The following is an 18,669-nucleotide window of genomic DNA, read 5'->3' as shown; positions in this document are numbered from 1 at the left end:
CTATTCCTGAGGATTTGGTTTCCCCACGGTCTTTTGGGCCACCAGGTAGGCCACCACAATTCCACCCAGGAAGGCCAGGCTGTTGCGCAGTAGGGGCAGCACCTCTGTGGTGCGGGTGAGGATTGGCCCCAGGCCCAGGGCCCCAAACATGATCAGCCACAGGGGGGAGAGCAGCAAGACCCAGCCCCATTCGAAGCGGCGGCCCTCCTTGCGGGGATAGCCGGCGAAGCCCACCACCAGACCGCCCACAACCGAGGTGGAAAGGGTCAGTAACCACTGCTCCCTGGGCAGGCCGGGCACCACTTGGCAGCCGCCTTTCTCGAGGCAATCCTCCACCACTTGCACTGAATCCAGGATCGCTGCGGCCTGGCCGTGGTCGCGCACGTAGTACTGGTTGCCAAAGCGGGTTTGCAGCTCCACCCAGTAGGTGCGCGGCATTAGGGCAAATAGGCCCTCGCCCACGTTGAAGTTCAACAGGTTGCCGCCCCTTTCATCACCCACCACCAGCAGGCTGCGTTCATCCAGGTTCCAGAAGCTTTTCACTGCCTGGCCAGGGGTGCGGTCGTATTGGGTTAACACCCGCACTTTCCAGCCATTTTCTGCTTCGAACTTGGTGAGCTGCTCCTCCAGGCTGGTGCGCTGGGCGTCACTAAAAATTTTCGCCAGATCAATCACCGGGGTTGGGTGATCGGGCAGCAGATCCGGGTTGTCATAGGCCAGTGCTGGCCCGCAGAAACCAGGCAGAATCAGCACCAGGGCTGCCACCAGCGCGAACAACTGCCGGCCCCATGCCCTGGCTAAACGACCCATGCCCCTGCTTCGATGCTCGCAGCATTGTGTCTGAGCCGGGATATGGACCGTGGTTGAACCCCAAGTGCCCGATTGGCTGCGGCTGCGAATCGCTGCGGCGGGCGGTGCGGTGTCATTTGCCACCTACATGGATTGGGTGCTGCATGACGGTGAGCACGGGGCCTATGGCGCTGGTAGATTGAGGATTGGTCCAGAAGGGGATTTCGCCACCTCCCCGTCCCTCGGCCCCGACTTCGCGGGCCTCCTGGCTGTGCAGTTGGCCGATTGGTTAGGGCAATTCCCCCTCGACCAGCCCCTGGTCCTGGTCGAGACCGGCCCTGGGGAGGGCAGCCTGGCCCTAGACCTGGCCTGGCAAATGCAGCGCCACTGGCCCGATTTGGCCGGGCGGCTCAGCCTGGTGTTGGTGGAGCCCAATCCCGGCATGGCCGAGCGCCAGCGGACACTCCTGGCCAACTGCCCCCTACCCGTGCGTTGGAGCACCTTTGCCGAGCTGGCCGCAGACCCGGTTCAGGGGGTGGTGTTGGCCCATGAGGTACTAGACGCCCTGGCGGTTGAGCGGATTGTCTGGAGTGGTGGCAGGTGGTGTCAGCAGTTGGTTTGCCTGGTGGATGGTGGCGCTGAAGCGTCGCTCCAGTTGCTGCCTGGCCCTGCCCTTTCCCCTGCTGCCGAAGGCCAACTGGTTCAGCTGGGCCTGCTGCCGGCCAATCCCCAGCGGGGCGAGGGCTGGAGTAGCGAGCTCCATCCGGGGCTGGAACCCTGGCTAGGGGATTGCGCCGCCGCCCTCAGCGCCGGGATGTTGCTGGTGGTCGACTACGCCCACGAGGCCTGGCGTTACTACGCACCCCCGCGCAGTGAAGGAACCCTGATGGCCTACCGGGACCAGCAGGCCAGCGGCGATCCGCTGCTTGATCCCGGCAGCTGGGACCTCACCGCCCATATCTGTATTGAAAGCCTGGAGGCCGCTGCCGCCGCCAGTGGCTGGCAGGCCCTTGGCCAGTGCCGCCAGGGGCAGGCTTTGTTGGCCCTGGGTTTGGCGGAGCGTCTGCATGGGCTGCAACAACTCGAACTAGGGGAGCTGCTGCCCCGGCGTGAGGCCCTGCTGCGGCTTGTAGATCCCATTGCCCTGGGCGATTTCCGCTGGCTTGCCTTTAGTCGTAACCAGGCCCCACTCCAGCCCCTATTCAGCCGGGAACCTGGGCCGCCAACCACTGCTGCAGATTCGGGGCAGCCGGATCGGGTCGGCTAGTGATTTCGACAATCTGGCCAATGGCTGCCTGCGTTTCCAGGGCATCCAGGCAGACGCGAGCCACCAGCCGCCGGGGAATGCTGTCGCTTTCCTGTTGGTCTGCGCCGCTGAAAACAACCCCCTCCTTTTCCAGTTCCGCTTCGCTCTCCTTGAGGCCACCTGGGCGGATCACGGTCCAGTTGATACCGCTCTGCTCGAGCCAGCTTTCGCCGAGCCGCTTCCAGACCAGGATGAGACCAAACAGGTTTAGGGGGTGCAGCCAGCGACCGGCGCAAAGTGAACTGACCAGCACCACCCGCTTCAGTCCCACCGCCCGACAGGCCCGTATTTGGTCTGCCACACCAAAGGCATCGACCTTCAGGGGGCCCAGTAAATCCACCGAAGGCCTGGCGCCGGTGGCAATAACCAGGCCATCACAGCCCCGCAGGGCCGCTTCCAGCGCCTGGCTTTGATGCAGCTCCAGCCGCACCACCTCGGCCCCCTCCAGCCCCGCTGGCAGTTCGGATCCTGGCCGCACCAAGGCTTTCACCCGGTAACCGCGCTCCAGGGCTTCCTGCACCACCCGCCAACCGGTTTTGCCCGATGCGCCGCTGACGGCAAGGGTTGATCCAGGTACTGGTGACGCGGCAGGGCTTTGCATTGATCGGTTTGCGCAATCAGCGCCTCAGGCTAGGCAGAGTGACAGCCCCCTGAACCTTTCTGATTTGAGCTGGAGTGAGCAGTGGTACCCGGTGGCCTACGAGGTCGACCTTGATCCGACCCGGCCTACGGCCTTCACCCTGTTGGACCAGGACCTGGTGCTCTGGTGGGATCGCCATGGCGATAGCTGGCAGGCCTTTGCCGATGTTTGCCCCCATCGCCTAGTGCCCCTAAGTGAGGGCCGCATCAATGGCAGGGGCGAATTGGAATGCCCGTATCACGGTTGGAGCTTCGATGGCATGGGGGCCTGTACAACCATTCCCCAGCAGCGGGAGCCGGCCGAAGTCCTTCCCCAACGCAGCTGTGCAAAGCGCTTTGAGACGCGACTGGCCCAGGGGTTGTTGTTTGTTTTTGCCGGGCCTCCCGAGCATGCCGATGCCGTGCCTTTGCCCTTGGTGCCGGAGGTGGAGGCACCGGGCTGGGTGGTGCAGGACATCTTCCGTGATCTGCCGATGGATGCCCTGACCCTCCTTGAAAACGTGCTCGATGTGAGCCATGTCCCCTTCACCCACCACCGCACCGTGGGACGCCGCCAGAACGCTTCACCGGTGGAGGCGGAATTGACCAGCTTTGGGCCTGAGGGGTTTACGGCCTTTTGGCAGGAGGGGCCCCGCCGGGGTGCCCTTGGCAGCCAACACACCACCTTTGTGGCGCCAGCGCTGATGTGGCACGACCTGGAGGCCAAGGGATTTGCCCGCTTCCTGACGGTGGTTTACGCCACGCCGATGCGCCGGGGGGAATGCCGACTGTTTGCCAGGTTCCCCTTTCGCTTCTCCTCGCCCCTGCCTGGCCTGCTGCTGCGCCTGCGGCCCCAGTGGCTCCAGCACATTGCCAACCACACAATCCTCGAAGACGACCAGGTCTTCCTGCACTGGCAGGAAAGGGCCTTGGCGGAGCGGGGCGGCAGTGCCAGCTTTGCCCGCTCCTGCTTCCTGCCCACGGCGGCCGATGTCTACGTTCGGGCCCTGCACGACTGGGTGAATCGCTACGGGGGCGAACCTTTCCCCGGCCAAGAGCTACCGCCGCGCCTGGGCCGTGACGCCCTGATGGACCGCTACCAGGCCCATACGCTCCACTGCCGGGACTGCTCCAGGGCCCTCAAGCGGTTGCGCCGGATCCGCCCCCTGCTGCTGGCTGGTTGCGTGGCTGCAGCTGTGGCCGTTGGCGTCTTACCCAGCTTGGTGGCCCAGCTTGCTGCTGGGGTGGGGCTGCTTCTCCTATTTGGACTGCTGCGGCAATGCGGCATCTGGCAGCAGGGCCTACTCAGGGGAGATGGCCATCCCCCTCGAAACCGCCCAGATCCAACGGATAAGCGCTGCTGATGGCCTGGCTCCCTGGGGTTGGCAAGAACTCCGGGCGCCCCTAGGCAGTGATTACTGCGGGTGATGCCATGGCCCCCCTGCCCGATCCGATGACGCCCCATGCGGCGCCGATGTTCGACACCGAAGGCCACCTCACCTATACGGGCACCGATGGGCTCCGCTATGTGGTTTCCCTGCCACCGGAGGCAGAGCTGGAGAGCGCCGAGTGCTGGATGGCAAACCTGCGCCAGGGCGATGGCTTGTTTCGCCACATCGAGGAGCTCTGCGGCCAATGGCTCGCCAGCGTCAGCGGTGGGGAGCTGGATCGATCTGCGGCCCTGGCCCTACTGCTAACCACCCTGGAGGTGGCCCTGGATCCAGATTCACCGCCCACTGATTCGGCGTGCGCAGATTGATGGCCAGCTGATGCCGCGCTTGATTGGCGTTGATGGCTGCCGCGGCGGCTGGCTGGTGGTGCAGACGACTCCCCCTGGCCAGATCAGCTGGGCTATTCACGCCGAAGCAGAAGCTTTTATCGACCAAGGTGGGCCTGAATTGCCCCTGGTGGCGATAGACATGCCGATCGGCCTGGCAGAGGCGGGGCCCCGACCCTGCGATCGCCTTGCCAGGCAGCGGCTGGGCCCTAGGCGCAGCAGTGTTTTCCCTGCTCCGGTGCGGGCCGTGCTGGGGGCTGCCGACTACCCGGATGCCTGCGGCCGCTCCCAGGCCGCCTGCGGCCAGAAATTGAGCAAGCAGGCCTACTACCTGCTGCCCAAAATTCAACAGCTGGATCGCCTACTTAGGGCAGATCCGGGCCGGATTGATCGGGTGCATGAGGTGCATCCGGAGTTGGCATTTGCCCAATGGAATGGGGGCGAACCGATGGCTGGGGCCAAGCGCACCGCGGGGGGCCGGGCCCAGCGGCTGGCCTTAGTGGAGCAGCTTTTCCCTGGGGTGCCAGGGGCTATTCGCAGCGACTTCCCCCGGGCCCTCCTTGCCGACGACGACATCCTCGATGCCCTGGCCTGTCTTTGGAGCTGCCGCCGTATTTACGAGGGAACTGCCCTGGCCCTGGGCGGAGAGATCGATGGCCAAGGCCTGCCCATGCGAATCCAGGCCTAGGCCTTTGGTGCCCCAATCGCCTTGAGGATGGTGGCCGACTCCACATCACTGCGGATTTCTACCTTGCCAATGGCGGTGGGCAGCACGAAGCGCAGCTTTCCCTCCTTCACTTTTTTGTCGCCCTGGAGGCAGTTCAGCACCTCCCCACTGGCCAGGTCCGGAAAGACAGCTGGCAAGCCAGCCGCGGCAATCACCGCTATCTGGCGGGCCTGGTCGGCGGCGCTCCAGAGGCCCATGGTCTGCGCCACTGCCCCAGCGGCCACCATCCCGATGGCAACTGCCTCTCCGTGCAGATAGGTGCCATAGCCGCAGAGGGTTTCCACCACATGGCCGAGGGTGTGGCCGTAGTTGAGGATTGCCCTGAGCCCGCCCTCCTTCTCATCGGCGGCTACCACCTTGGCCTTTGCTGCGGCTGAGCGCTCCAGCAGGCTTTGCAATAGGTCGGGACCCACGGCCCCAAGGCTTGCCAAGCCGCCCTGGGGGTTGGCCCTGGCAACGGCCTCAAGTTCCGTAAATAGGTCTTTGTCGCCGATAACGCCGTATTTGATCACCTCGGCCATGCCGGCTCGAAATTCCCGCACCGGCAGGGTGGCCAGGCTGCTCGGGTCGATCAGCACCAATTTGGGCTGGTGAAAGGCGCCAATCAGATTTTTGCCGCCCGGATGGTTGACGCCGGTTTTGCCACCAATGGCCGCATCGACCATCGCCAGCAGGGTGGTCGGCACCTGCACCACGGCAATGCCCCGTAGCCAGGTGGCAGCAGCAAAACCTGCCATGTCACCCACCACGCCGCCACCAAGGGCCACGATCAATGAACCCCGCTCGAGCCGCTGCTGGAAGGCGGCATCGTGGATCAGCGCCACCGTGGCCGGGGTTTTTTGGTCCTCTCCGGCCTCAATCACCAGGGAGCTGGCCAGCAGGCCGGCGGCTTCCAGGCTTGTCATGGCCCTGGCTCCGTAGTGCTGTTCCACCACAGGGTTGGTGACCAGCAACACCTTGGTGCCTGGCTTGATGCCCTGGGCAATGATCCGTTCGCCGAGCTGGTCGAGGCTGCCCGTGCCGATCACGATCGGGTAGGGGTTGGCGTCCAGCTCCACCTCGATGCTGCGGATGGTGGATGCGGCGCCCATGGCTCTGGTCAGAGGAATTGGAGGTTACGGCGGCAGCCCTGGTATTGGGCCTAGGGTCTGGGCAACCACGCCAATCAGCGGCCACTTCTGGTCCGCTGTCTCCAGCACCGCCGACCGCTGCTCCCTTTGCGGCAGCGCTCGCCCCTTGACCCACCGCAGTCGCTGGCGGATCGGCCCGGTTTCCTTTGACACTTTTACCTCAGGTCCAGGACCTGACCCCCTCGGCTGCAGTGCGGCTAACTCCGCTGCGTCCCGGCGCCGTTGTCTATTGCGAAGGCCAGTTTGCAGGCCTTGATGGCAAAACCGCCCACGGACTGGTGCGCCATTGCGAAGCCTTTGAGATCCGTGCCGTTATTGACAGCCACTGCGCTGGCCTGGATGCGGGCATGGTGCTCGACGGTGTGGCCAACGGTGTGGCAATCGTGGCCGACCTGGCTGAGGCCCTCGCAATGCCAGGCAGCCGTCTGAATACGTTTATTTATGGCATGGCTCCAGCCAACGGCCTCTATGCGGCAGAGGATCGCAGCGCCCTCAGGCGGGCGATGGCTGCGGGCCTAAATCTGGTCAGTGGCATGCGGGAGTTTCTCAACGACGACTCCGAATTTGCGGCGGCGGCCCAGCTCCATCAGGTCTCGATCCGCGATGTGCGGCGCCCCCCCGAACTCAAGGATCTGCGGCTGTTCAATGGCTCTATCGCCCAGGCCAGTTGCCTGCGCATTGCCGTGCTGGGTACCGATGGCGCCGTTGGTAAACGCACAACCGCAACGCTGTTGGTGCAGGCCCTCCAGGACCATGGCATCCCAGCGCTGCTTGTCAGCACCGGCCAGACCGGCCTAATCCAGGGCGGCCGTTTCGGCATCGCCCTCGATGCGATTCCCTCCCAGTTCTGCTCAGGGGAGGTGGAGGCAGCGGTGGTCGAGGCATACCAGAGCGAGCGTCCCGCCGTGATCGTGATCGAGGGCCAGGGGGCCCTCAGCCACCCGGCCTACCTTTCGTCCGCTTTCATCCTGCGCGGCAGTCAGCCCCAAGCGGTGATCCTGCAGCATGCCCCGGCCCGGCGAAAACTCAGTGATTTCCCCTTCCTGCCGGTGCCCAGCCCGGCCAGTGAGATCCGTCTGATTGAGGCCTTCGCTCCCACCAGGGTGATCGGCCTGACCCTTAACCATGAGGGCCTGGATAGGGCTGCCCTAACCGCTGCAATCGCCCTCTATGAGGCAGAACTGGCCATCCCAGTGACCGATGCGATTAGCCGTGGACCCGAGCGCCTCGTGGCGATGGTGCTGCGCGCCTTTCCCGAACTGGCTGGTGCCTGCAGCGTGCCCGTTTGAGTCCATTGCGCCTCGAGATTGATCTCGGGCTGCTCCATCACAACGCCAGCACCCTGGTGGATCGGCTGGGCCGGCGCGGCATTGCCATAACCGGTGTCAGCAAGGCCACTTTGGGCCTGCCGGAGATTGTCCAGACCTGGGTGGCGGCGGGGGTGGGTTCGATCGGTGAATCGCGGATCGAGAGCATCGAAGCCCTGGCCCGTCTTGGGTTGGCGGTGCCATTGCTGCTGATTCGCTCGCCCCTGCTCAGCCAGGTGGATCGAGTAGTGGCCCATGCAGCGATCAGCTGCAATAGCGAGGTGAAGGTGCTGAAGGCCCTGGCGGCGGCGGCCATGCGCCAGGGGCTGCGCCATGGCGTGCTGCTGATGGTCGAACTTGGCGACCTACGCGAGGGGCTGCTGGTGGAGGAGCTCGAGGAGGTGGTCCAACTGGTGTTGGGGTTGCCCAGCCTGGAACTGAAGGGAATTGGCACCAACCTGGGCTGTCAGCACGGTGTAGCTCCTGATCAGGCCAACATGGCTGTCCTTACAGGCTTGGCCAACACCCTTGAGCGTCGCTTCCAGGTGCAGTTGCCCTGGTGTTCGGGGGGAAATTCAGCCAATTTGCCCTGGTTGGCTAGCGGTGCCGATTTGGGCCGGATCAACCATTTGCGACTGGGGGAGGCCCTGCTTTTGGGGCGAGAACCGCTTGGTCGCACGCCGATTCCAGGCATGCATACCGATGCCATCACCCTGGTGGCTGAGGTGATTGAAGCGAAATTCAAGCCCGTGGAGCCCTGGGGCCACCGCCAGCACACCAGCTTCTCTAAACAGCTTCCGGATCCTGAATTAGGCCAGCTCCCTTGCGCGGAGTTGCCTCCAGCCCATTCCCCTCGAGCCCACCGAGCCCTGTTGGCCCTAGGTGAACAGGATGTTGACCCGGCCGGCCTGACGCCCGCTGCGGGTATCTCAATCCTGGGGGCCTCCAGTGACCACCTGCTCGTGGGCTGTGAAGGAGCGCCCCTGCAGGTGGGCGATGAACAGCGTTTTCAACTCAGCTACAGCGCCCTACTGCGGGCGATGACCTCTCCGTTTGTGGATCGATCCTTTGTGGGGGGCCCAGACCAAGATGGGCCGGCAGAATGGTGAGCATGGCTTCCCGTTACCCATCAGCTACCGCCTGGGGCTTTTTAGGTCCGGCGATTGTTCTTTTGGCCATTTCGGTGCTGATCCCGGCGCTGATGGCCCTATTGATGAGCTTTACCCAAACCGGGCTCGATGTGAGTGAGCCCCTCAAATTTGTGGGCCTTGCCAACTTCCAGCGGCTGCTGGGCGATCCGATGTTTTTTCGGGTGGTGGGCACCACCCTGCTCTATCTGGTGGGTGTGGTTCCGCCCGTGGTGGTTGGGGCCTTGGTGCTGGCGGTGCTGGTCAACCGCAAGTTGCCCGCAATCCACTGGTTTAGGGCCGCTTTTTATACCCCGGTGTTGGTCTCGATCGTGGTGGCGGCCATTGCCTTTCGCTGGCTCTACGCCGAAAACGGCTTGATCAATGGTTGGTTGGCGGCGCTTTTAGGGGATCAGTTCAGCCCCATTGGCTTCCTCACCTCGCCGGCCCTGGCCCTGCCGGCGGTGATGTTCGTGACCCTTTGGAAGGGTCTGGGCTATTTCATGGTGATCTTTTTGGCCGGTCTCCAGGGCATCTCCCCAGATCTCTACGAGGCTGCAGCGCTTGATGGCAGCGAGGGTTGGCGCAAGCACCTAGACATCACCCTGCCGCTGCTGCGGCCATACATCACCCTGGTGGCTGTTATTTCAGCGATTGCGGCCACCAAGGTTTTTGAGGAGGTTTACCTAATGACCCAGGGCGGACCGGCCGATTCCACCCGCACCTTGGTTTATTACGTCTACGACCAGGCCTTTTCCGAACTGGAGATCAGCTATGCCTGCACCGTTGGTTTGGCCTTGTTTTTGATAGTGCTGCTGCTGAGCCTGATTCGCTTTGCCTTCGCCGGTGATCGCGGCCTCACCTAGGCCGACAGGCCGTTGCATGGGATGCGAATCTGGTTGATTGGCGCCGCGTGGGTGCTTTTTTGTTTTCCGTGAAACCCAGCTCTGCTGTCCACGACTCCATTGGGGTAGTTGGGGGAGGTCAGTTGGCCTTGATGTTGGCCATGGCCGGCCAGCAATTGGGTGTGGCTGTGCATGTGCAGACCCCCGGGGCGGCAGATCCAGCCACGGCAGTGGCGAGTTCTGTTGTGTTGGCTGCCCTGAGGGACAGCTCAGCCACCCGCAACCTGGCGTTGCGCAGCGGCGCGATCACCTTTGAGAATGAGTGGGTAGACCTCGATTCCCTGCTGCTCCTCCAGGAATCGGGCATTCTCTTTGTGCCAAAGCTGGAGGCCCTGGCCCCCTTGGTAAGTAAGCGCAGTCAGCGGCAACTGCTGGATCGGTTGCATCTGCCCACTCCCCGCTGGTTTGACCTCCCTGCCGATGGCGTTTTGCCCGAGGGCAAGACATTCCCATTGATGGCCAAGGTTTCAACGGGTGGCTACGACGGCAAGGGCACGGAGGTTTTGCACAGTCAGCAGCAACTTGATGCCCTGGTGGCCGGCGTAAAACCCGAGGAGTGGATTTTGGAGGATCTGGTCGACTTCAGCATGGAGTTGTCCCAGTTGGCCTGCCGTGACCATTCCGGCCAGGTGCATTGCTATCCGTTGGTGCAAACCCACCAGCAGCAACAGGTTTGCGATTGGGTTCTGACCCCTGCGGCAGTGCCCCATGGGGCCCAGGCCTTTGCCCGCAACATTGCTGCCTCCCTACTCACCGCCCTCGACTACGTGGGAGTGCTGTCGGTGGAATTGTTCTATGGGCCTGGGGGAATGCAGGTGAATGAGATCGCCCCCCGCACCCACAATTCAGGCCATCTCACAATCGAGGCCTGCCAAACCAGCCAGTTTGAGCAGCAGGTCCGAATTGTGGCGGGTATGGCCCCAGGCCCCGTGGGTCTGAAGCTGCCTGGAGCCCTGATGGTCAACTTGCTCGGCTTTGAGCATTCCCAATCGGATTACGCCGAGAAGAGAGAGCAATTGGCCTGTTTGCCAGCTGCCTCTGTGCACTGGTATGGAAAGCAGGGATCCAGCCCCGGCCGAAAACTTGGCCATGTGACCTTGGTGCTCGATGGCAATTCGCACGACCACAGACTGGAGCAGGCCCAGCAGCGGCTAGCCCAGGTGCGGGCGATTTGGCCCCTGCTTATGGAACACCCCTTGGCCTCCTGAAAAGCCGTTTAAGCTGGCGATGAACTGCTGTGTTGGTGACTGCCTTTCACAGTTTTCTGATCTGACTCTCTTTCGACATGGGGGGTCTGCAGCGACGGCAAAGTAAACCGGCCTCGTAGCCGGAAACGGAGCCACGCCTTTGACCCCCCTTCTGGTTCTGCCAGGTCGAACACTGGGGCAAAACGGTACGGCGGTTCACCCTTTTCCAGATTGGCTATTTCCGCTTCGATTCAGGTGGCGATCAGGATGGCCTTGGGCCCGATCGCACCAGCAGACCATCCCTGGGAGAAGGGCTGGGAATCACCTTGAGCGTCAGGTCCTGTTCCGGTTCCAATGCCAGGCTCAACTGCTTGAGAATCCCTACTGCCAGTAGGCGAATTTCCAGCTCAGCCAGGGCCTTGCCAAGGCAGACCCGTTCGCCACCTCCAAAGGGCAGCAGGGTTGCAGAACTGCATCGGTCGTAATGGCGCTTGGGCTGGAAGTTTCCAAGATCTTCTTCGTTGTTGCCGTGGAGATGGCTGGCGCTGATGCTTACCTGCACCACCCTGTTGGCCGGTACCAGCACATCTGCCAACACAATTGGCTCCAGGGTTTTGCGAAAGAAGCCGCCCACGGGCGGGGCAAGCCTCATCACTTCCTTCAAAACGGCATCAAGTCTTGGGGCTCGGCTTGCGTCGTAGGCCGTTGCGGCCTCCCCTTCGCTCGGAGGCCAGGCCAATTCAGCCAGCTCCCCTTGAAGCCAAGCCAACTCTTCAGGGTGCTCCAGCAAATTCAACAGCAGACAGCTAAGGGATGAAGCTGTGGTTTCGTAGCCGGCAAATAACAGCAATAGCAGTTGTTCTGCTACGTCTTCATCGCCCAGGCTGAGGCCAGCTTCATCCAGGCCGCCAGCAAGTAGGTCGAGCCCACCGCTGGCGAGGGCAGATCCTTTCGCTGCGGCTTCCTGGGCCTCCCCCAGCAGTTTCAACAGTCTTCTAAGTAGCCGTTGGCGAGCCTGAAGCGCACGGGAGTAGGCACTACCTGGCAGGGCAAATGGCAGGGAAAAAAGGCCCTGACACCAGGTTTCGAAGTCAACGAAGAGGTCTTCGCGATCAACAGCATTGAGCCCTAAAACCGTGCTGGCAATCACGCTGAAAGCAAATCGCCTCAGCTTTGGAACCAGAGCAACGGGATTTGCTTCGGCGAGTAAATCTTGCCGGAGTTCATCTACCAGTTTCACGATTGCCGGGCTGTAGCGCCTAAGGGCAGCTGTAGTAAACAGCTGCCCCACAACACGGCGACGGGCTCTGTGCTCGGCCCCATTTCGATTTGCCAGGGATAGGGGGCCCAGCAGGTTGCGCACGCTGTCTGGCCACCAGCCCTCTATGGCATCGCCCTGGGCGAAGAGGTCCTGGATCGCCCTCTCGCCCCTAATAAAAACTGTGCGCTGCCCCAAAAGGGTGGTGCCATAGACATCGCCGTAGCGCTCAAAGCGCGAAAGGGCGAAATTTGGATCACGCAGGAAGGAGAGGGTTTCGATTATTCCAGTCACAGCAGGTGTGATTGGCATTGGTCGAAGCGTGGCGGCTTCTTTTGTCAACAGGCAACCTCCAGGGCAATTACGAGGTTGTCTAATCGCTACGGCGAACTGCCCGCTTGGGCGCGCCAACATGAACTGCCTTGTTGCAACCTGTCCCCATGTCCAGCCCTGCCAATCCCGGTCCTGCGCCCCTGCTTGAGCGTCTGGCTGGCGTGGCCGAGATGGGGCCTGGGCGGCGCCGCCTAGTGCTACTTCTTCCCCAGCTGGGGGATTTTGACAGCATCGAATACGCCCAGGTCCTGGTGCCTGTGCTGCCGAAACTGGAGTCCGCCGGCATCTCCGTGTTGGCGATCGGCATCGGCCAGGCTGCCGGTGCCGACCGCTTTTGCGAGTTCACTGGATTCCCCCGCGATCGACTGCTTGTCGACGCCGAACCCCAACTGCACCGTGACCTAGGGCTGTATCCGGGGTTAGGCCAGATCGGTGGACCCTGGCCAAACCTACTTTTGATGTGTGCCGGCATTGGCTCTCCCGGCACCTTGGCTGAGGTGTTGCGCGGTTATACGGGCGATCGCCAAGCCCCCCAGCGCATCGCCGACGATGAAACCATCCAGGCCGGGCCCCTGCCGCCGATCAAGGGTTCGTTCTTTGCACGAGCTGGTGGCACTGGATTCCAGCGCCCCTTTGAGTTGGCCACCGTCAGGTTGCGCAACATGGCTGAGGTGCTGGGCCACTGGCGCACCTATGTGCCCTGCGACGACTTCCTCACCCAGCGGGGTGGCACCTTCCTGCTGGATGCAGACGACTCCCTCCTCTATGGCTACCTAGACAAGGGCATCCTTGGTTTTTCCGAAACCATGGCCAGACCCCTCAGCTTCCTGGATCCCTTCCTCGGCTGAATAAGTCGGTACGCCTCCCTATGGGCCCCCTACAGGTTGTGTGGTTTAAGCGGGATCTGCGCACCGCAGACCATCGCCCCCTTGTGGAGGCGAGTCGGCGTGGTGCGGTGCTGCCCCTGTATGTGGTGGAGCCCGACTACTGGCAGCAGCCCGATAGCTCGGAGCGCCAATGGCTGTTTTGCCGAGAAAGCCTGCTGGAGTTGCGCGATTGCCTGGCCCGCCTTGGCCAACCCCTGGTCGTGCGTGCCGGCAAGGTGGAGCAGGTACTGGAGCGTGCCCATCGCCAGTTTGGTATTGCCGGCCTATGGAGCCATGAGGAAACCGGCAATGGTTGGACCTACGCCCGTGATCTGCGGGTGGCGACCTGGGCAAAGCATCACTCGATCGAGTGGCAGGAAATTCCCCAGTTCGGTGTAAGTCGACGGCTGGCAAGCCGGCAGGGCTGGGCACGCCGTTGGGAGGGGCGCATGGCCGAGGATCTGGTTGCTCCGCCGCCCCAACTCGAGACCCTTTCCGGCCTGGAGCCCGGACCCATCCCGAGCTCCCAGGAGTTAGCCCTGGCGCCGGATCCATGTCCTGGTCGTCAGCTGGGCGGTCGCAGCCAGGGGATAGGGGAGCTGCAGAGTTTTTTGGCCAAACGGAGTCGCCGCTACCAATCTGAACTTTCAAACCCGAGCACGGCAGTGGTCAGTTGCTCGCGCCTTTCACCGCATCTCAGCTGGGGAACCCTTTCTTTGCGCGAGGTGGTGCAGCAGACCCGGCAGCGTCGCGCTGGCTTGGCAGATGGAACCGGGGACCGCTACTGGAGCCGCTCCCTACAGCGCTTTGACGAGCGCCTTCACTGGCATTGTCACTTCATTCAGAAGCTCGAAAGCCAGCCCAGCCTCGAATATCGCGAGCTCCATCCCGCCACGGCCCAGCTCCGCAGCAGCGATCCAGAACGACTTACGGCCTGGGCAACCGGTCGCACTGGCCTGCCATTTGTGGATGCCTGCATGCGGTCCTTAATTGCCACCGGCTGGCTCAATTTCCGGATGCGGGCAATGTTGGTTTCGGTGGCCAGCTACCAGCTGTGGCTCCCCTGGCAGGAGAGCGGTCTCCACCTGGCCCGGTTGTTTGTGGATTACGAGCCCGGAATCCACTGGAGCCAGTGTCAAATGCAATCGGGCACCACCGGCATCAATTCAATTCGCATCTACAACCCCCTCAAGCAGGGCCTCGACCACGATCCCCAGGGCCAGTTCATCCGTCGCTGGATACCCGAATTGCGCCAGTTGCCGGCTGTGTATCTCCATCGGCCTTGGACCATGGATCTGCCAACCCAGGAGCGGGTGGGCTGCCTGTTGGGCTCCAGCTACCCACTGCCGATCGTCGACTGGGTAGAAGCTGCAGCCACTGCCCGTAGCAAGATCTGGGCCCTGCGCCAGCAGGAGGGATTTTCGGCCTTGGCCAGTGCCATCCACCAACGCCATGGCTCCAGGCGTGCTGGTGCCAGGAGCCATGGTTCCAGGCGTTCTGGTTCCAGGCGCTCCGGTTCCAGCAGCAGAGCAGCCCGGTTGGAGGCCGAAGGTCAGCTATGCCTTGACCTGGCCTGAAGCTCCGACCCTTTGTAACGACCTGGTTACATTTGCCGGCCCAGGCGGGTCTGGCTAGGGCTTTGGATCTGGGCCTAGGGGCTGAGAGTTACTGGCTTGACTGGAATGGGCGCCCATGGTCCGCCTGCTTCACGATTCTTAATTTGGCCTGCCAAGATTTAATAAATGCTTTTTTGCAATGTCAACTTCCTTGCTGCTGGAGCTGATCGGGGGCTTTGCGGGGGGCTGCTTCGCCCTCTGGCTAGCGAGCCAGAGTCTGCCTTCGCCCCGTAATTCCGTATTGGCGGGATTGGCTCGAATCAGGCCAACCCTCCTCTCCTACCTGACAGGCCCAGGAAAACTTGCTTCCTTTGGTCTTTTGCTGCTGCGTCTCAGCATCGGCGTGATGATGATCCACCACGGCCAGGAGAAACTCGCAGACCCGCAGCAATTTGCCAGCACCTACGTGGCCTCGTTGCACCTGCCTTTCCCCCTGTTTTTTGCCTATGCCGCCGGTTTCTCAGAGTTGATTGGCAGCTGGCTTGTGATCCTCGGACTCCTTACGCCGATTGGAGCCCTGGCCCTCACCGGCACCATGGCAACGGCTGCCTACCAACACATCCTCACGGCTGGCCTGAACATTTACGTGCTGGAGCTGGTGGTGCTCTATCTGGGCGGCAGTTTGGCGTTGCTGTTTAACGGTCCAGGGCGCTTCTCCTTTGACGCCGCGATGCTGCCCCAAGTTTTGGAATCCCTTGATTCAATCAACCCTGCTCCGGAATCTGGGGATTCGGCGGCCTCGGAAGCGTTTACCCCAGCGGCCATCCCGGTGGAGGCCTTCGATCGGGTTGGCTGAATCTGGCAGGGGCATCAGATCCCTGGCTTGCCAACGCCTGTCACAATGCGTTACAGTTTTCGTAACAATCCGCAACACCCATGGCTGATTCCACCTCCCGCTTCGGTTTTGTTGAATTCGCTGAAACCTGGAATGGTCGCCTAGCCATGCTCGGCTTCGTGATTGGCCTGGGCACCGAGCTGCTTACGGGCCAGGGCATCCTTTCCCAAATCGGCTTGGGTTGATAGCCATGGACACCGATTACACCGCTGCTATTGCCTTTTTGATTGGCCTAGTAGTTGTTTTTGGTGGCATGAGTACTTACGTGCTTAGCCGCCCCACCGACCTTTCTCAGAGATCCTGATGGTCGCGGCAATCACCGTTTTGCTTTTTGGCTCTTGGGTGATTACAGCCCTGAGCCAGCCGGATTTAGCTGGTTGATTCTTTCCCCACCCTTACCCGTTCTGGGCACCCGAGAAAAAACATGACCGATTCACCTGCAGGCCGCGAATGGCTGGAGCATCGGGCAGAGGAACTGATCCTTATGGAACAACTCAAGCTAGTTGAACTTTTTAATGGTCGCGCCGCCATGGTTGGCATTGTGATCGGCATCATCACAGAAGGCCTCACTGGTTCTGGTATTGCCCATCAAATTGGCCTGGGAGCTCTGGTTGACGGCTTTGCTGCCTGCCGCACCCAGTTTTTGCCCTTCTGTTTCTAAGGGCTACTTATCCACCTGATGGCTGATCACATCGGGCGACCAACCAAAATTTGCCCGGCCTGTGGTCGGGCTTTTCAATGGCGCAAAAAATGGAAGGCCGTCTGGGAAGAGGTGCGCTATTGCTCGGAGCGATGCCGCCGCAGACGATCCCCTGCCCCGAAAGGTTATTAGATGTGGTCAATTAGTTCGCCCGCCGGGTAGCGCACTTTGGCCAGGCTGGCGTATTTGTCACTTGCATCTCGATAGCCCGCTGCACAGACCACGCAGCTGCGATAGGGGCTTTCCTCCAGTTTCAGGATCCGGTCGTATTCGGCGGGTGAAAAACCCTCAATCGGGCACGTATCCACCTCCAGTAATGCCGCAGCGGCCATAAATGTGCCAAGGGCGATATACACCTGGTTGCTGGCCCATTGGCCAATTTGTTGGCTGCGGGGACCGTTGATCAGGTCCTTGGCGATCATTTCCCGGTAAAAGCCAAGCGATTCACTTTCCACCGCTCTGGTATCGGCCATGCAGCTGATCAAGCGATCGGCTTCGGCCGCCTGAATGGTGCGCTCGGCCAAAAACACCACCAGGTGGGAGCCATCGGTGATTTGGCTTTGATTCCAGGAATGGGGCCGCAACTCAGCCCTCACCGCTGGGTTAGTTATCACCAAAAACTTCCAGGGCTGTAGGCCATAGCTAGACGGGCTCTGGACCAGGCTGTTTTCCAGGGCGGCCCAGGTGCTGGCGTCGATCTGCCGCTGGGGATCAAACACCTTGGTGGCGTAGCGCCAGGCCAGGGCTTCGTTTAGCTGCTGGGCAGTGATCGCCATGGCTCGAACTAGGGATGCTCGAGCGTCATTGTGGGCCTTGGCTCCCCTGACTGCACCACCCTTCCGTTAGCGATGCCTGTCTTCCAGAACGCCTTTGGCTCCCTGCTTTCCCTGGCACCGAGCCCCCTATTTGCCAAGGCACGCCAGCTGTACCTGCGCAAGTACCCCCTCGAAACCACCCCCGCGGCCAGTGCAGAGCCCCTGGCCAACTTCCGAACATTTCTCCTGGAGGAAACGGTTCAGGAATCCAGCGAAGGCGTGTTGCGGGTTCGATCGGAAGGCTTTGCCGTGGTCCATTGGCAGGCAGGCCAAACAACCCTCTCCAACTACCGCACCTATCTGCTGCAGCGCTGGCAAATCGAGCCAGACAGCCTCGAATTGATGGTTGAACCATGGTTTCGAGAGGGCGGAGCCTGGGCCCTCTTTCGCACTCCAGCGGTCTACGAACGCTCGTTTACCCCCGCACCCCAGCCCTAGCAATCAGCTGGCCCTAGCTGGCGTCGGCCGCCAGGTTATTGAGCCGATCCTGCAGCAGCTCCTGACTCCAGTTGCAAACCACAAAAACCTCCTGGGCACTTGTGCCCCGGCGGGCCATCAGCTTGTAGCCCCCCCGAATCGGCGCCGATACCCGTAGCCGCAAACCAATTGACCGCCCCCGTACCCGGCTGATCACCGCCGGGGTGATGGTTTCAATCCCCGGTTCCTTGACCAGCTTTTGCAGCAGGGGGATCAGCCCCTCCACATAGGTGCTGTGGGTGATGACCAGGCGACCCATTGCTGTCCTCGGTTAGGCCGCCTCGAGGGGAGCCATGGTGAGTCCCTCGGCGCCGAGTTGCTGGTGGTAGAGCTCGGCCTGCTCCTGGGGCCCGCTCCAAACGATCGCTACCCCCTCCTGGTCAATCCTGTGGGCTAATTCCCAGGCCTGGTCGGGCTGCATGGCAGGGATGTAACGCACCAGGCAATCCACCACATGCTCAAAGGTATTGACCTCATCGTTGAGCACCACAACCTTGAAATTGGGATAGGGGGCCCGCACCAGGCTTCTCTCTTGAACAGCCTGGCGTCCTTGAACAGCTGCTACAAAATTGGGGGATATGGCCAAGGCAGGGGCTCGCTCCAGATCCCAGCCTAGGTAAGCTGCCGTCAGCTTTTGTTTGACACCATGCTGATTACCGCTGGTTGGGCGTCGCTTGCAGCCCTGTTCAGCTTCTCGATCGCCATGGTTGTTTGGGGTCGCCATGGCGACAACAGCATCAAGTTCTGAGCTGCTGTCAGCGCGATTTTTGAGCCTTCCTTCGGCGATCCCTAGCTTTGGCTGAGCTCTCAATTTCAAGCTCCCAGCTGCTCTCAGGCCTGGCCGTAGTGCTTTTGGTCTTTGTCAGCGGCGGAGTTATCTATCTCTCCACAGTTGA

Annotated in this window: 23 protein-coding genes and 1 other RNA gene; 17 read left to right on the top strand and 7 right to left on the bottom strand. The window is 61.8% G+C overall.

Annotation, left to right across the window (positions count from 1 at the left end; all coding sequences use genetic code 11):
- Positions 1-810: a TPM domain-containing protein gene (locus tag KBY58_RS03175; protein ID WP_255002833.1), complete on the bottom strand. Its 810-nt coding sequence runs from the start codon at positions 808-810 to the stop codon at positions 1-3.
- 49 nt (positions 811-859) lie between these two features.
- Between KBY58_RS03175 and KBY58_RS03170 the strand changes: the two genes are divergently transcribed.
- Complete coding sequence (locus KBY58_RS03170; protein WP_255002831.1) at positions 860-2,056, top strand: class I SAM-dependent methyltransferase; 1,197 nt, start codon at positions 860-862, stop codon at positions 2,054-2,056.
- Here the strand turns inward: KBY58_RS03170 and KBY58_RS03165 are convergent.
- Entirely contained in the window at positions 1,992-2,696 is a 705-nt protein-coding gene (locus KBY58_RS03165; protein ID WP_254933190.1) for an SDR family oxidoreductase, read from the bottom strand. The two genes, KBY58_RS03170 and KBY58_RS03165, sit on opposite strands and share 65 nt — an antisense overlap.
- A 64-nt stretch (positions 2,697-2,760) precedes the next feature.
- On the opposite strand from KBY58_RS03165, the gene KBY58_RS03160 reads away from it, so the two are divergent.
- From KBY58_RS03160 to KBY58_RS03150, 3 genes are all read left to right on the top strand, one after another.
- Positions 2,761-4,077, top strand: coding sequence for a Rieske 2Fe-2S domain-containing protein (locus KBY58_RS03160; RefSeq protein WP_255002829.1), 1,317 nt, complete (start codon positions 2,761-2,763; stop codon positions 4,075-4,077).
- 68 nt (positions 4,078-4,145) lie between these two features.
- Positions 4,146-4,472: a hypothetical protein gene (locus KBY58_RS03155; RefSeq protein WP_255002828.1), complete on the top strand. Its 327-nt coding sequence runs from the start codon at positions 4,146-4,148 to the stop codon at positions 4,470-4,472.
- A 10-nt stretch (positions 4,473-4,482) separates the two neighbouring features.
- Positions 4,483-5,178: a DUF429 domain-containing protein gene (locus tag KBY58_RS03150; protein WP_255002827.1), complete on the top strand. Its 696-nt coding sequence runs from the start codon at positions 4,483-4,485 to the stop codon at positions 5,176-5,178.
- Here KBY58_RS03150 and aroB read toward each other — a convergent pair.
- A complete protein-coding gene (aroB, locus tag KBY58_RS03145) occupies positions 5,175-6,308 on the bottom strand; it encodes a 3-dehydroquinate synthase (RefSeq protein WP_255002826.1) in 1,134 nt (377 codons plus the stop codon). The genes KBY58_RS03150 and aroB overlap by 4 nt on opposite strands.
- 185 nt (positions 6,309-6,493) lie before the next feature.
- On the opposite strand from aroB, the gene KBY58_RS03140 reads away from it, so the two are divergent.
- From KBY58_RS03140 to ssrS, 5 genes are all read left to right on the top strand, one after another.
- Positions 6,494-7,636: a DUF1611 domain-containing protein gene (locus KBY58_RS03140; protein ID WP_255002823.1), complete on the top strand. Its 1,143-nt coding sequence runs from the start codon at positions 6,494-6,496 to the stop codon at positions 7,634-7,636.
- Complete coding sequence (locus KBY58_RS03135; protein WP_255002822.1) at positions 7,633-8,763, top strand: alanine/ornithine racemase family PLP-dependent enzyme; 1,131 nt, start codon at positions 7,633-7,635, stop codon at positions 8,761-8,763. The genes KBY58_RS03140 and KBY58_RS03135 overlap by 4 nt, the downstream gene beginning before the upstream one ends.
- A 2-nt stretch (positions 8,764-8,765) precedes the next feature.
- Positions 8,766-9,647, top strand: coding sequence for a carbohydrate ABC transporter permease (locus KBY58_RS03130; protein ID WP_255002820.1), 882 nt, complete (start codon positions 8,766-8,768; stop codon positions 9,645-9,647).
- A gap of 68 nt (positions 9,648-9,715) precedes the next feature.
- Positions 9,716-10,894 (top strand): 5-(carboxyamino)imidazole ribonucleotide synthase, encoded by a 1,179-nt coding sequence (locus KBY58_RS03125; protein WP_255002819.1) that lies wholly within the window; start codon positions 9,716-9,718, stop codon positions 10,892-10,894.
- Positions 10,895-10,912: 18 nt separating this feature from the next.
- A non-coding RNA gene (ssrS, locus tag KBY58_RS03120) (6S RNA) lies at positions 10,913-11,095 on the top strand.
- A gap of 40 nt (positions 11,096-11,135) precedes the next feature.
- Here the strand turns inward: ssrS and KBY58_RS03115 are convergent.
- Entirely contained in the window at positions 11,136-12,425 is a 1,290-nt protein-coding gene (locus KBY58_RS03115; RefSeq protein ID WP_255002818.1) for a cytochrome P450, read from the bottom strand.
- A gap of 209 nt (positions 12,426-12,634) precedes the next feature.
- Between KBY58_RS03115 and KBY58_RS03110 the strand changes: the two genes are divergently transcribed.
- The 6 genes from KBY58_RS03110 (at position 12,635) to KBY58_RS03085 (ending at position 16,613) form a co-directional block, all read left to right on the top strand.
- The gene (locus KBY58_RS03110; protein ID WP_409995710.1) at positions 12,635-13,312 is read left to right on the top strand and encodes a peroxiredoxin-like family protein; all 678 of its coding nucleotides are present in this window, start codon (positions 12,635-12,637) and stop codon (positions 13,310-13,312) included.
- A gap of 20 nt (positions 13,313-13,332) precedes the next feature.
- Positions 13,333-14,907, top strand: coding sequence for a cryptochrome/deoxyribodipyrimidine photo-lyase family protein (locus KBY58_RS03105; RefSeq protein WP_255002815.1), 1,575 nt, complete (start codon positions 13,333-13,335; stop codon positions 14,905-14,907).
- A gap of 178 nt (positions 14,908-15,085) precedes the next feature.
- Complete coding sequence (locus KBY58_RS03100; protein ID WP_255002812.1) at positions 15,086-15,742, top strand: DoxX family protein; 657 nt, start codon at positions 15,086-15,088, stop codon at positions 15,740-15,742.
- Positions 15,743-15,822: 80 nt separating this feature from the next.
- Positions 15,823-15,966, top strand: coding sequence for a chlorophyll a/b-binding protein (locus KBY58_RS03095; protein WP_254933204.1), 144 nt, complete (start codon positions 15,823-15,825; stop codon positions 15,964-15,966).
- A gap of 239 nt (positions 15,967-16,205) precedes the next feature.
- Positions 16,206-16,442: a high light inducible protein gene (locus KBY58_RS03090; RefSeq protein WP_255002809.1), complete on the top strand. Its 237-nt coding sequence runs from the start codon at positions 16,206-16,208 to the stop codon at positions 16,440-16,442.
- An 18-nt stretch (positions 16,443-16,460) separates the two neighbouring features.
- Positions 16,461-16,613 carry a DUF2256 domain-containing protein gene (locus KBY58_RS03085; protein ID WP_255002808.1) on the top strand — a complete coding sequence of 51 codons (153 nt, stop codon included), beginning with the start codon at positions 16,461-16,463 and terminating at the stop codon, positions 16,611-16,613.
- Here KBY58_RS03085 and KBY58_RS03080 read toward each other — a convergent pair.
- Positions 16,610-17,257 carry an NAD(P)H-dependent oxidoreductase gene (locus KBY58_RS03080; RefSeq protein ID WP_255002806.1) on the bottom strand — a complete coding sequence of 216 codons (648 nt, stop codon included), beginning with the start codon at positions 17,255-17,257 and terminating at the stop codon, positions 16,610-16,612. The genes KBY58_RS03085 and KBY58_RS03080 overlap by 4 nt on opposite strands.
- A 72-nt stretch (positions 17,258-17,329) precedes the next feature.
- Between KBY58_RS03080 and KBY58_RS03075 the strand changes: the two genes are divergently transcribed.
- Positions 17,330-17,734 (top strand): hypothetical protein, encoded by a 405-nt coding sequence (locus KBY58_RS03075; RefSeq protein WP_254933208.1) that lies wholly within the window; start codon positions 17,330-17,332, stop codon positions 17,732-17,734.
- A 13-nt stretch (positions 17,735-17,747) separates the two neighbouring features.
- Here KBY58_RS03075 and KBY58_RS03070 read toward each other — a convergent pair whose 3' ends face one another.
- Both KBY58_RS03070 and clpS read right to left on the bottom strand, forming a co-directional pair.
- Positions 17,748-18,032, bottom strand: coding sequence for a DUF2103 domain-containing protein (locus tag KBY58_RS03070; RefSeq protein WP_255002805.1), 285 nt, complete (start codon positions 18,030-18,032; stop codon positions 17,748-17,750).
- A 12-nt stretch (positions 18,033-18,044) separates the two neighbouring features.
- Positions 18,045-18,353, bottom strand: a complete 309-nt coding sequence (clpS, locus tag KBY58_RS03065; protein ID WP_315858022.1) for an ATP-dependent Clp protease adapter ClpS — start codon at positions 18,351-18,353, stop codon at positions 18,045-18,047.
- Between the two features lie 66 nt (positions 18,354-18,419).
- Here clpS and petN point away from each other — a divergent pair, with 66 nt between their 5' ends.
- Positions 18,420-18,521, top strand: a complete 102-nt coding sequence (gene petN / locus KBY58_RS03060; RefSeq protein WP_254933210.1) for a cytochrome b6-f complex subunit PetN — start codon at positions 18,420-18,422, stop codon at positions 18,519-18,521.
- Positions 18,522-18,669: the final 148 nt, after the last annotated feature.

The sequence above is a fragment of the Cyanobium sp. HWJ4-Hawea genome, assembly GCF_024345815.1.
In the GTDB taxonomy this organism is placed as follows: domain Bacteria; phylum Cyanobacteriota; class Cyanobacteriia; order PCC-6307; family Cyanobiaceae; genus Cyanobium_A.
Note: the sequence above shows the minus strand (reverse complement) of the source record. Positions and strands in the feature narration are given on the sequence as shown.